The 12,416-nt window shown below is 35.6% G+C and carries 11 protein-coding genes; 3 read left to right on the plus strand and 8 right to left on the minus strand.

Annotated elements, in window-relative coordinates; translation table 11 throughout:
- Positions 1-2: 2 nt before the first annotated feature.
- Together ACXYMZ_RS10675 and ACXYMZ_RS10680 are read right to left on the minus strand one after the other, a co-directional pair.
- The gene (locus ACXYMZ_RS10675) at positions 3-758 is read right to left on the minus strand and encodes a DUF5694 domain-containing protein (RefSeq protein WP_458948390.1); all 756 of its coding nucleotides are present in this window, start codon (positions 756-758) and stop codon (positions 3-5) included.
- A 3-nt stretch (positions 759-761) separates the two neighbouring features.
- Positions 762-1,346, minus strand: coding sequence for a TetR/AcrR family transcriptional regulator (locus ACXYMZ_RS10680; RefSeq protein ID WP_458948391.1), 585 nt, complete (start codon positions 1,344-1,346; stop codon positions 762-764).
- Positions 1,347-1,495: 149 nt separating this feature from the next.
- On the opposite strand from ACXYMZ_RS10680, the gene ACXYMZ_RS10685 reads away from it, so the two are divergent.
- The gene (locus ACXYMZ_RS10685; protein ID WP_458948392.1) at positions 1,496-2,257 is read left to right on the plus strand and encodes an SDR family oxidoreductase; all 762 of its coding nucleotides are present in this window, start codon (positions 1,496-1,498) and stop codon (positions 2,255-2,257) included.
- Between the two features lie 316 nt (positions 2,258-2,573).
- Here the strand turns inward: ACXYMZ_RS10685 and ACXYMZ_RS10690 are convergent, their stop codons facing one another.
- The 4 genes from ACXYMZ_RS10690 to ACXYMZ_RS10705 all read right to left on the minus strand — a co-directional run bounded on the left by ACXYMZ_RS10690 (position 2,574) and on the right by ACXYMZ_RS10705 (position 7,723).
- Positions 2,574-2,999 (minus strand): YbaN family protein, encoded by a 426-nt coding sequence (locus ACXYMZ_RS10690; protein ID WP_458948393.1) that lies wholly within the window; start codon positions 2,997-2,999, stop codon positions 2,574-2,576.
- 172 nt (positions 3,000-3,171) lie between these two features.
- Complete coding sequence (locus ACXYMZ_RS10695) at positions 3,172-3,714, minus strand: NADPH-dependent FMN reductase (RefSeq protein ID WP_458948394.1); 543 nt, start codon at positions 3,712-3,714, stop codon at positions 3,172-3,174.
- A 252-nt stretch (positions 3,715-3,966) separates the two neighbouring features.
- Positions 3,967-5,775 (minus strand): YhgE/Pip domain-containing protein, encoded by a 1,809-nt coding sequence (locus ACXYMZ_RS10700; RefSeq protein WP_458948395.1) that lies wholly within the window; start codon positions 5,773-5,775, stop codon positions 3,967-3,969.
- Positions 5,776-5,782: 7 nt separating this feature from the next.
- A complete protein-coding gene (locus ACXYMZ_RS10705; RefSeq protein WP_458948493.1) occupies positions 5,783-7,723 on the minus strand; it encodes an efflux RND transporter permease subunit in 1,941 nt (646 codons plus the stop codon).
- A gap of 317 nt (positions 7,724-8,040) precedes the next feature.
- Here ACXYMZ_RS10705 and ACXYMZ_RS10710 point away from each other — a divergent pair, with 317 nt between their 5' ends.
- Positions 8,041-8,613: a TetR/AcrR family transcriptional regulator gene (locus tag ACXYMZ_RS10710; protein ID WP_458948396.1), complete on the plus strand. Its 573-nt coding sequence runs from the start codon at positions 8,041-8,043 to the stop codon at positions 8,611-8,613.
- A 442-nt stretch (positions 8,614-9,055) separates the two neighbouring features.
- Complete coding sequence (locus tag ACXYMZ_RS10715) at positions 9,056-9,904, plus strand: malate synthase (protein ID WP_458948397.1); 849 nt, start codon at positions 9,056-9,058, stop codon at positions 9,902-9,904.
- A 93-nt stretch (positions 9,905-9,997) separates the two neighbouring features.
- Here the strand turns inward: ACXYMZ_RS10715 and ACXYMZ_RS10720 are convergent, their stop codons facing one another.
- Both ACXYMZ_RS10720 and srtB read right to left on the minus strand, forming a co-directional pair.
- Positions 9,998-11,395 carry a purine-cytosine permease family protein gene (locus ACXYMZ_RS10720; protein ID WP_458948398.1) on the minus strand — a complete coding sequence of 466 codons (1,398 nt, stop codon included), beginning with the start codon at positions 11,393-11,395 and terminating at the stop codon, positions 9,998-10,000.
- Between the two features lie 195 nt (positions 11,396-11,590).
- On the minus strand, positions 11,591-12,394 hold the full coding sequence (gene srtB / locus ACXYMZ_RS10725; protein ID WP_458948399.1) for a class B sortase: 804 nt from the start codon (positions 12,392-12,394) through the stop codon (positions 11,591-11,593).
- Positions 12,395-12,416 lie beyond the last annotated feature (22 nt).

Consider the following 12,416-nt stretch of genomic DNA (forward strand, 5'->3'; position numbering starts at 1 on the left):
TTCTATTCATATAGATATTTATCAACCGATTCCACTTGAAAAACTTCACTCTCAGTAAAGAAATTTGTTAGAATTTCAACATGTCCACTACCGACAATAAATAAGATACGCTCATTATTTGAAGATGCAAGATTAGAGAGGTTTGAAAACAAAATTAAATTTCGTTGGTACCACCAAATTAGCCAGTCTATTCCAATGTATTCTGTGACGCCTTGTATCCTTGCGATATTTAGATGACTTTGGTGGATTTTTCTGATAAAAGTTGACTCATTTTGTTCCCGAAACATTTCTAAAATACTTTGTTTTCCTTTTTTAGAAGATGCGACATCGTCTTCTAAACGTTTAAATATTTCATTGAATAAAGCTGGTTGATTATCTCTCGCCCAGTTATACACCTCACCTATTGATTTTGTAGAAACTCCTTCCTCCATCCAGTCTACGCAATATATCTCTTTGTGATTCTGCATTTTAGCGATACGAAACCCTAGTTGGTATACTTCGTTTAATGGTAATTGAATACTTCCGAGTAAGTAATCCCTATACTGTTTATTTAATTCCTCATCATGTTTCTTTTCCATTTCTACTGCGAGTTTTGTTGGTTTAAATTTCGCTATTTGCTCGGTAAAACTTATTATTTCTTTTTGTCGGTGATCAGAAAGAAGATTATCTACTTCGCTTTTAATTAAATCTGTTGTTTCTCCCATATGAAAAGTTCCTAAGATCAATATTTTTGGCTTTTCGGTTCTCGTTGTATTCATATATTACTCCTTTTCCTCTTTAAAAGTCACTGTTGTAGTGACAAGCTCGATTAATAATGCATTTAAGTCTTCTATCTCTGTTTGATAACTTTCCCGGTTCCACTCCACAAGAATCCCGATAATTGCGTTTGTATGGTAGCTAATGTGAAATTTAAGTTCATCTTTATTTTTATCTATTTCCCCATTCTTTTCTAGTGATTCCCCCATAAATTTACGCAGGGTATCAAATATCAAATAATAATACGTCATCGGTATTCTTTCCTCGAAAACAATTTGATAAAAGGCTTGATACTTTTTCACATGAGAAAATATCTTAATCATATCTGGTGACATTCGATTAAGTTGAAAATTTGTTCGCAAATATGGTTCTTCGTATGCCTTACGTAAATCATCTACAATTACTTCAAAATAATGTCTAAATACACCATGTATATCCTTGTAATGTAAATAGAATGTTCCGCGATTAATTTGCGCTAATCTACATAGCTCCGAAATGGAAATGGTTTCAAGTGTCTTTGTTTTCAACAATTCTAGTAAAGCTTTACGCAAACTCTCTTCTGTTTTAATAATTCGTAAATCTTTTTTCATTTTTTACATCCTTTATTTGACGTTTTTAAGATAAATGATGATTACTCGGCATCTAGAGATTTTCTGTTGATTGTGTTCTACATTTATTATTAGTATAATTTTATTGTACATGTGTTCATTATCTTTATCAATAATAGGAGGAGATTTTTATGAAATTACAAGACAAAGTTGCGGTTGTAACAGGTGCTGCTTCGGGTATGGGAAGAGCAATTGCTAAACTTTATGCAACTGAAGGGGCAAAAGTTGTTGTAGCTGATTTAAACCTTGAAGGTGCAGAAGCGGTAGTGAAAGAAATTACAGAGAACGGTGGAGTGGCTAAAGCTGTTGCTGCAAACGTTGCAAAACAAGAAGATGTAGATGCGATGATTAATACCGCTGTAGAGACATATGGTAAATTAGATGTTTTAGTTAATAATGCTGGTATTATGGATGGATTTGAACCAGTCGCAGATATAACAGACGAGCGTTGGGATTTAATTTTTGATGTAAATACGAAGGGTGTTATGCGTGCAATGCGTAAAGCGATTCCTTTATTCTTAGAACAAGGGCATGGAAATATCGTAAACATCGCATCTACTGGTGGTTTAAACGGTGCCCATGCAGGAGCAACATATGGCGCTTCAAAACATGCAGTTGTAGGTTTAACTAAAAACACAGGTTATATGTATGCGCAAAGTGGCATACGTTGTAACGCAATCGCACCAGGAGCAGTGAAAACAAATATTTCTGCTTCTATGAAGAATATTAATGAATTCGGAATGGGACGTACAAAAGTTGTACAAGGAGTAATCCCACGCGTAGGCGAAGCTGAAGAAATCGCAAACGCTGCACTTTTCTTAGCATCTGAGGATTCAAGCTTTGTAAACGGAACAGTCCTAACTGTTGATGGTGGTTGGACAGCAGCTTTTTAAACCCAAAAGCGAAAATGCCCGTTTAGCAACGTCCAAACTGCGCCCCACAGGACGTGGGGTGGTTCAACGTTGCCACGTGATGTGGCGTTCTTAGTTGAGCTTCCTTCTCGCAATGAGATAAAGGAAACATGCCCATGGAATGGGTATCCGACGTTGGACTTGCCCGTTCTTAGTCGGGCGCCCTCAACTTGAATCGATGTTGACTTATCGTAATGGAGGAGTGTGAAGTTTGATAGTTGCTGGGCATTGGAGCTAGACGAAAAACTAAAATAAAAGAACCATGGTAACACCGAAAATAATCGGCTGTCCATGGTTTTTATTTTGCAACATTACTTACACTTTTACCTGCTAAAACCAAATCAATTTCCTCAGGCTTAATCGTCTTGATTTTATAGATAAAGTAGTAATGTTTAATTAGCATTAAAGTTATCATCATAATTCGTACAAAAAGAATATCAACCATAAATATAGATAAGATAATAAAGAAGTCTGCAATAATGTTGATGCGGATCTTTTCCCATTTTGTCATATACTTCTTAATAAAGTATCTATCTACGTATTGTTTATAAAATGAAGTTCCCTTGAACCAACGATCTAGACGCTCAGAACTCTTTGTAAAACAATAGGATGCAAATAAGAAAAATGGACCTCCAGGCAACACAGGTAAGATTGTTCCAGCAACTCCGATTCCAAATGAAATCAAGCCTAGGACTATATATAACGAACGTTTCACTTTACTCATAACAATCACCTACTTTAATTCAAAGTCTAATGATCATTTTATCACATTCACAAAAAAAAGTAAGAAATTATTACTCCGTTGTCGCTTAAAATTTCATCTTTTGTGTCTAATCTTAGACAATATTAAAAGTTAAAAAACCAGCAGGAAGAATAATCTCCCTACTGGCTATGATTTAATATTTTTTTACAAGGTCAACAAATGTGTCTACTGCAGATTGAAGGAATCCAACAGTATCTTCATTCGAGATTTTTCCATTGTCATCTAGTAGCTCATGAATGTTTGCAATATATACTTCTGGTTGCTGTACAACTGGCATATTCAAGAATGCTAGTACTTGACGTAAGTGGTGGTTAGCACCGAATCCACTCAAGTTACTTGGTGATTGACTCGCAATTAATGTTGGCTTGCCATCCCAAACGTTAGAACCATACGGACGTGAACCTACATCAAGCGCGTTTTTAAGTGCTGCTGGAATTGAACGGTTATGTTCAGGTGTTACAAAGATAACAGCATCAAGAGCTTTTACTGTGTTACGGAATGATGTATAAACTTCTGGAATATTTTCATCTGAATCCTGATTGTATAAAGGTAAATTAGCAATTTCGATGAATTCTGCTTCAAATCCTTCCGGTAATAATTCAACGATATTTTTTGCTAGACTTTCTGAAAATGAGTTCTTTCTAATACTTCCTACTACGATACCTACTTTTGTCATTAGTCAACATCCTTTTCGTTAATTTTATGTTACAAACTAATATTAAGTTATTAATAGTAACCTGTCAATGAATTAGCTTTGACCTTAAACTTTCTATTTCTTTTATCATTTACGATATCTCCATTATTATTCCATAGAACGCATTTATCTATACGTAGAACACAATTTAATTACCATTTTGTATAAAAAAGATACGATCCAATTTTTTCATTGAACCGCATCTTTTTATTTTCGAGTAAACTTCAAAATTACTTACCTAAACAAATCTAAAAACTTTTGCCAAAAGCTTTTTTCTTCCTTAACATCCACTACTTCTTCCGTTTCACCATTCTCTATCCCTTTTGTTGTTAAAACAAACTGAACAGAATTTACGTTTTCGTTTTGCTCAGAAACAAAGGAAACGGCCTCAAAGTCTGATTTATCAAATTCAGAAATTATTTTATCGATTTCCTCAGTCATTTGTTCCGGAATATTATTTGTTGCTTCATCGAGCTCAGATGTTCCATCATGTAGTTCACTTAATCCATTAGCAAACTCTCCAGTTCCATTGTTGAGTTCAGCAATCCCACCATCTAGCTGTTGATAATTAGTTGCTAATTGGCTTACACCATTCGTATACGCCATGATGCCTTGGTTAAATGTTTTATACTCGGTTGAGAGTGTGGCAATTCCCTCTGTAAGTTCTTGCATGCCACCTGAAATATCCAATCCTTCAGTGGCAGTAGAAAATTCTCTAGTGATTTGGTCCATTCCATCTGCCATTTGATTTAGATTAGGGATGATTGTTGCTAATGTGCTGTCTATTGCTTGGAAAGCTTCTTTCACCTGATCATAAGTACCTTTTGCAACTAATGCTGCTGAATAAACTTCAACCAATCGATCTATTGTCTGTTTATCTGCACCACTAAGGTATAAAGCACCAATTTCTTCCTCAGTAATTTGATGGTTCGGAATAGCATTCATCGCGCCATTCAGTGCACTGTAAGCTTCATTATAACCCGTTAATAATTGAGTTAGCCCACCACTTACTTCTCTCAAGCCATCAGAGATTTCATTTAGACCATCGATAACTAAACCTAACTGACTTAGATCAATGTCATCCACAGTTGAAAGAGAATCACTCATCAATTCTAGTGCATCATTGATAGCTGCTGAACCACTAACAAGTTCATCTGAACCGCTATCTAAGGCAAGAATTCCATTATGATATTCTTTTGAACCCTCACGAAGCTCACTTGTACCTTGATGAAGTTCGGCTGCTCCATCCTTCATTTCACTTACACCATTATTAATTTCTGAAATTGCATCACTTAGTGTACGCATTTCTGTTGTTAATTCATCTGTATCTGGCGGATCGATACTCATGCTAGAAGGTATAGCTGCAATATCAATACCATTAAATTCAAAGTCCTGGACATCAGCAGAGACAGAGACATTTCCCTCTTCTTCAGGCATTACTGTAAAAGTAATTTGAAAATCCTTACCTGCGTTCGCTAACATTCCATCCTCAGTTTGAATATTCATCGTTTTTTCTGCATCTAGTAAAAGCGATATTTGTAAAAGATAGTTTTCAAAGAAACGGGCGTCAACTGCTTCATTTGCTGAAGAATTAATTTTAATTTCGACGTTTCCATCGACTCCTGCTAACTCTTCAAGCGCAACTACTTTTCCATCAAGTAAATACTCAATATTAAAATCCCACGGCAAAAGCTCGGTATCCATATTTCCTTGGTAATAAAATCTACCTTCTTCTGCAATTACTTCTATCTTTTCCCCTGTCTTGTTGATGGGTGATAAATCAGTTAAATTTTTCAGACTTGTGTAGTCTCCAAAATCTTCTACTATTCCTGCTTCTGTAACTTCTAAAGCATTCACAATATAGAGTTCTTCCCTGCTGCCATCTGGATTTAATGTTGCATAAACAACTTCATCCTTTGAAGCAACTGACCCTTCCTTTGTATTTGCTACTACTGCCTCATCATCTGAACCAGTAGCCGCAAATGTTAGAAATGACGGCAGGATTAACAATAGACAAAGACTAATAATCGTTATTTTTTTCATACTCCTATCATTTCTCCTTATAGTAATTTGGTTTCCAAGTTGTTTTTTCTATTACTTTATCAAAAATCACGAGTAATGCTGGAAGAAACACGATAACTAGAATAAACGCTAATAATGCACCTCGACCAAGCAATAATCCAATGGAAGATACGATTGGATTTGTTGATGTTAACCATAAAATAAATCCGACACTCGATAAGATGGAAGCCGAAATAAGAATTGAGAAAAACTTATCATTTAATGATTTTTTGACAGCTTGTAATGCTGGCATTTGCTTCCGGTTATGTGTGTAATCTTCTGTTAGTAATATTCCGTAGTCAATTGTTGCTGCAAGCTGCACCGTGCTGACGATTAAATAACCGACAAACACGAGTGGCGAATCTGTGAAATATGGTATGGACAGGTTTATCCATACAGCTGCTTGAATAGTTAGTAATAGTACAATCGGGAATGAGAGCGACTTAAAAGCGATAAGTAATGCAAGCGCAATTGTAACAATTGTTATTATATTTACTCTCGTATTATCTTCCTGTATCACATTTCGCATATCATATAATGTAATACTTTCACCTAAAGCATAAAAATCTGGATAATAATTTTCTACTGTGTCATAAACCTCTTCAATAAACCCAAATGCCTCTTCTCCCTCGGGAGCTGTCGATGTGTTTAAAATAAGGCGACTGTAGTTTTCTGAATAGAATTGTTCCACAATCGATGGATCAAGATATTCAGGTGGGATAGCAGCACCAACTGTGTTCACATAAGCCATAATGCTTTTCACTTCTGGCTTCCTTTCTAATTCTTGAACAAGTTGTTCTTCCTTCCCAACATCACCTTTTGGCAGGAGCAGAACCAGCTGCGTATTCTCTCCAAATTCATTCGAAATTTTTACAATGTCACTGCCAGTTCTAGTGTTCTCAGGCTGTTCTCCGATACCATAAATAAAATCCGTCTCACTTTGGGCAAGAAATGCTGGAACAATAATAATAAAGACTAGTAAAGTAATTGGAATTCTAATCTTCATGATACCTTTACCAATTCTATTAAACTTCGGAATGAATGGACGATGCTTTGTTTTATCCATCCATTTATAGAACATAATCGTTAGTGCTGGTAAGAATACCATGACACTAATAAAACTAAAGACAATACCTTTTACTAAGTTAAATCCTAAATCAGATCCAATTTCAAACTCCATGAAACTTAGTGCAATAAAACCGAAGAATGTCGTCGATGCACTAACCATAATTGCTGGGAAGGAACGCTTCATTGCTAAGCGCATGGCTTCTTTTGGATCTGCAACCTTCTCTCTGTAATCTGAGAAACTATGAAGTAAGAAAATCGCATAATCTAGTGAAACAGCCAATTGTAAAATCGGCGCTACAGATTGGGTTACAAAAGAAATTTCCCCGATAAAAATATTCGTTCCTAAGTTAATGAGTACAGATACTCCGATTGCCGTTAGGAAAAAGACTGGCTCTATCCATGATGAGGTAGATAAAACTAGTATTATGATAATAATTGGTATAAGCAATGCGGCTGCATACATTGTTTCTGTAAATGCCATATTTTGCTGAGTAGCCGTATCAACAGCCGCTCCAGCCATTGCATTCTCTTCCCCAATTAATTCATAGATTTCATCTGTCACTGGCCCCTCTTTTTCATCTGCTACAGTAAAAGAAAAAAGTGCATGGTTATTTTTATAATAGGTTTCTACTGTATCGGGATCAGCCATTTCAATTGGAATGGTTAAGTCGATCACATCATCAAGCCAAAGAATCTCCTCAATTCCATCGATACTAGCAATCTGTTCTTTATAATCCAATGCTTCTTGAATCGTCACGTCATAAATTAACGCATTTGTATTTGGAACTGTACCTGTAAATTCATCCTCCATTACTTCCAGTGCCTCCGTAGATTGTGCACTTTCAGGTAAGTAATCGACCATATTATAATTAACAGATACGAAGAACTGCGCAATCACACTAATGAAAGCAATCGCAAAGAAACCGATGACTACTTTTTTTCTATGTTTAATAATTCTTGCTGCAATATCTATCTTCGTTCATCCTTTCATTTCGTAAACTATGAATGTATTAGCTCGTTTTAAAAACTCTTATTAGAAGTCTCGACAAATCTAAAATATCACTATATCATTATATAAGACACGGTGTTGGTTTATCAACAGACAGTTCTTTAAAAAAAGTAGCATTTTATACATTATTCATAAAAACGTTGGAAATCATAGAAAGAGGAGGATTAAAAATGACTTCTAAGAAAATTGACCGGAGAATTAGATATTCTCAAATGGCGTTAAAAGCGAGTCTCTTACAATTATTGAAAGAAAAGCAGTTCTCAAATGTGACGGTGAAGGAAATCTGTGAGCATGCAGATATAAATCGCTCTACATTTTATGCGCACTATACAGATCAATATCATCTACTTGAAGAAATAGAGGAAGAAATGATTAGTGATTTGAATAATTATTTGAGTGCCTATGATTTTAATGAAAAAGATGAAGTGTTGCTCATGACGGAAAAACTTATTGAGTATCTTTCGACGAAAAAAGATGAAGTTCAGGTTCTATTAAATGTGAGTGGAGACTCTTCTTTTCAATTGAAGGTAATGGAAGTTGCCAAAGGATTCATTACGAAAGAATGGAATGTTTATGGTCAATTAGATGAAGAACTATCAAATTACTTGAGTACGTTTATTATCAGTGGCAGTGTGCAAGTTATTAAACAATGGTTAAATGGAGAAACGGAAAAATCGCCTAGACAAATGGCGGAGTTCATTACAGGGTTAATTAATCAAGGTGTTTACGGGATTGGGAAATAGGTGCGTGAATTGGGGCTAGTGGTGCTCGGGTTAGGGTTGAGGACGCGTTAATTGACGTTGGGAGCGCTCGGATTGTTGCTGGACATGCGCGAGTTGAAGTAAGAGATACGTGAATTCTTTCGTCCGTAGCTTAACATATTAAAACAAACGCCTAATTATACAACAGCAAATTTAGCAATGTCAATAGCAAACTTGTCTTTTCTCAACTTTAATGATATAATAGCATTACTAATAATTTTACGACAATATATGGTTTCCGGCGCATTTTCTTTGCACTTAGAATATGGGGCGGTTTTTTTATTCATGATTAAAGCTTTTTAATTTATCGTTCTCTACAAAATGTATCCAGTCATCATATCAGACTTTGGAAAAACATCTGGAACTTATGCGATAAAATCGGATTCGAACCTATCATTGTTAGTATAACAAGGAGAGTGTTATGGTGAATTTAATTGATAAAGAAGTCGAGCATAAAAGCTTTGGTAAGGGTAGTATTGTCGATCAAGACGACTCTTTTATAACGATTAACTTTGAAACAGAGAGCAAGAAATTTGTTTATCCAGATGCATTTGGTAAATTTTTGACGTTAAAAGACAGAGAAGCTGCAGAAACTTTAAAAGTAGTTATTACTGAAATTGAAGATGAAAAAGCCCGTCTTGAAGAAGAAGCTGAAAAGGAAAGAGAAATTCAAATCCTTGAACAGAAACGTCGCGATGAACATAAGAAATTAATGAAAAATCATAAACTCCATCCGAGCTCGCAGTTTGTTTTCTGGCTTGATGAAGAGGATCAGAATGTCTTTACTGACTGGGAAGTATACACTGGTGAAATTAAGAGTGGTAAGAACGAAGGACAGCCTAATAAGCCAGTTCGACTACATCAAAACAGTGCTGTTGTACTTACAGAGCGTGATGCTGATCAAGACGAAGGTGAGAGACGCGTACTCGGTCTTTACATGGTGAGTGAAACATTTATTGGGAAACTTTCCGAAGATGGAATTGTTCCGTCTCACGCTAAATTCAAATTAAAATTAACAGAAGAAGAATCTGAACAAATTCTTTTCTGGAACTATTATATTAACGAAAAATATCCACACCGTATGACTTGGAACACTGGTAAATATCGTTACTTCGATAATATCTGGACTGCACAAATGTTGCGAGATATTGCTGGTTTGAAAAAAGATCCAGAAGAAGCAAAGCTTGCTGAAGAATTCTTTGTACATTTCTGCAAGATGAACCTGATTGATATCGATGAGTTACCACAACCAAGTGGTGCTTTATTACAATAATTATAACTTAAAAACCCCTGCTTCCTTATTGGAAGCAGGGGTTTTCTTAATTTTTACACTGCAACACGAGAACCGTCCCCATGTTGCAAAGTTTTAAACGATATAATCTCGTTTGTCTATGTCTTTGTTTTCTCTTCTTACGTAGTATTTTCCTTTTGTTGCGATTGCGAGTACTACTGTTAGAATCGCTGCTAGGATTAATGCAAAGAATGCTGCTGTGCTTTGTAGGAATTCACCAAAGGCACCTAGAGCTGCTATAGTTCCGAGTCCACTTGCTACAATTAGAGAGACAACTCCAACTGGATTCCATTTATAAAGATTGCGCTGGCTCGATTCATAATAGCCTGGACCAATTTTCAGCCAACGTTTAACAACGAGAGCATCTGTTACTAGAATAGAAGCCCAAGTCATCAGGAAGACCCCTTGGAATGTCATAACTGTATCTAAGTGTTCAACGATATTGATAAGCATTAAGATAATTGCCGCAACACCTGTAACAACTACCCAGAAACGACGACCAGGTTTAAATTTGAAGACATTCTCAAAGAAATTCGCTAACGATAATGATCCACTATAGATATTTGTAATATTGATACGAACTTGAGTAAGCATTGTGAACAAGACGCCCCAAACACCAAGCAATAGTACAATATAAACACCTGGATTTGGCTCACCTAAACGAACACCAAACCAAATACCTAAACCACCCATAACACCAAAACAGAATATTTGTGGGATAAATCCGATAGCAAAGATACCATACTTCATATGTCTAGGCTTTAAAAAACGTGCATAGTCTGATGCTAATAGTGGAGTTAAGCCCATAATTCCATGTTGCATACCAATACATAATAGTAATGCTGTTCCACCAAATTGGACCCCTTCAGGCATATATGTCCAGAATGCGCCATCATATTCTGATGGTGTAAGTGCAGCCATTACGATTGCAGCTACTAAGAAAATGAAAAATAGTGGTAAAGACCACTTTTGTAGCTTGTCTAGTTGTTTAATTCCAAACCAGTTAAGTGGAATAACAAGCGTTCCGAAGAAAATAATTAATACCCATAAAGGGATAGACGGAAAAAATGCGTGGACAGCTGCCACTAGAATCATACCTTCTAGTGCACAGTACATAATAAAATTCGTGGCATAAATAAATGAAGTTAAGGATGCACCAATGTAACCAAAACCTCCGCCTCTGGAAAGTAAGTTCACATTCATTCCTGACTTAGCTGATAAGTAAGCAATAAATGTTCCTAAGATTCCAGCAACTACTGTTGCATAGACAGCAGAAATAATTGCATTAATTGCACCAAATTGAAGTGCCATTACACTTCCCATTTGAAAATAGAAGATGGCAGTTGCAATACCAAACGTGATGTTTGTTATACTCAACCAACCCATATTTCTTTTGTGACGAGGTACACTACCTAATGAATAATCATCACCCATATCTTCTACACTACGATCTGCCTCTTTCACAGATCCCATAAATACCAACCCCTATTCCATATTATAATCGAGTTATTTGTGTTTAACTTCACAAAATAACAACTAATCGATTATATCATTTTTGGCGACATAATACAAGTTATTCCGTTGAATATTCTGTCATTTGCTAACTAACTTCAAATAGATTATAAATAAAATACCCCAAAGCGCACAAAATCATGCGCGTTTGGAGTATTAATTTTCAGCATTAGCCAAATCATTTTGTTTTGATTGACCTTTCTTCACTAGTTTTGCTTGAACTACTAGTCTTCCATCATTATCATCTAGTGCATAATCACAAGTTGATAAAGTAATAATTCGATCGTCTGGACCAACTTCTACATCTGTTTCTACTAGTGAGTGACTTTTAATATTACTTAGTAAGGAATCATAGTCTTCCGTATTTGCAAAATCCGTTTGTATATAATTAAAATCAGTCAGTGTATTATAAACAGCAAAGACTTCAGCCTCATAACTGTCATATAACGTATCAAAAGTAAATGTCGGATGTTCGTCAAGAAATGCTTGGTCTAGATATTTAGTTAATCCTTCAAACATCGTACCGTTTTTTGTCCGGTGCCCGTAAATAATTGTGTTTCTATCATCTGTATCTTCAATATCATTACGAAAGTCCATAAAGATACTACCTAAAATATTATCATTTTTATAAAAGTCTCGTTGTAAATAATCATGATTATTATCAGTTTGAACAATTGGATAATCAATTGCGGTACCCTCGATAGTTAACCAACCAACAAGCTCATCATTTTCATTTAATAAAGCATCAAATCCAGAGCGAATATTCTTTTTACCATTTGCATCTGTTGTCGGCTCATCGGCCACACTGTTATAGAATGTATCTTGAAGATCAGATACTAGGCGATCGTTTTTTGAGTAATCGAGTATTGTTGTTACAAGTCCATACCCTGCATAAATAAATACCCCTAAACAAATCACTGTAATGACGGTAGATAAAATTCTTTTTGCTTTATTACTCATGAAAATTCACCCCGTTCCTTCT

The sequence above is a fragment of the Oceanobacillus sp. CAU 1775 genome (assembly GCF_054482815.1).

Excerpts from the sequence above, each read along its gene's own strand:
- ACXYMZ_RS10675 (WP_458948390.1), bottom strand. The coding sequence starts at position 758 with ATGAATACAACGAGAACCGAAAAGCCAAAAATATTGATCTTAGGAACT.
- ACXYMZ_RS10680 (WP_458948391.1), bottom strand. The coding sequence starts at position 1,346 with ATGAAAAAAGATTTACGAATTATTAAAACAGAAGAGAGTTTGCGTAAA.
- ACXYMZ_RS10685 (WP_458948392.1), top strand. The coding sequence starts at position 1,496 with ATGAAATTACAAGACAAAGTTGCGGTTGTAACAGGTGCTGCTTCGGGT.
- ACXYMZ_RS10690 (WP_458948393.1), bottom strand. The coding sequence starts at position 2,999 with ATGAGTAAAGTGAAACGTTCGTTATATATAGTCCTAGGCTTGATTTCA.
- ACXYMZ_RS10695 (WP_458948394.1), bottom strand. The coding sequence starts at position 3,714 with ATGACAAAAGTAGGTATCGTAGTAGGAAGTATTAGAAAGAACTCATTT.
- ACXYMZ_RS10700 (WP_458948395.1), bottom strand. The coding sequence starts at position 5,775 with ATGAAAAAAATAACGATTATTAGTCTTTGTCTATTGTTAATCCTGCCG.
- ACXYMZ_RS10705 (WP_458948493.1), bottom strand. The coding sequence starts at position 7,723 with ATGGTCGATTACTTACCTGAAAGTGCACAATCTACGGAGGCACTGGAA.
- ACXYMZ_RS10710 (WP_458948396.1), top strand. The coding sequence starts at position 8,041 with ATGACTTCTAAGAAAATTGACCGGAGAATTAGATATTCTCAAATGGCG.
- ACXYMZ_RS10720 (WP_458948398.1), bottom strand. The coding sequence starts at position 11,395 with ATGGGATCTGTGAAAGAGGCAGATCGTAGTGTAGAAGATATGGGTGAT.
- srtB (WP_458948399.1), bottom strand. The coding sequence starts at position 12,394 with ATGAGTAATAAAGCAAAAAGAATTTTATCTACCGTCATTACAGTGATT.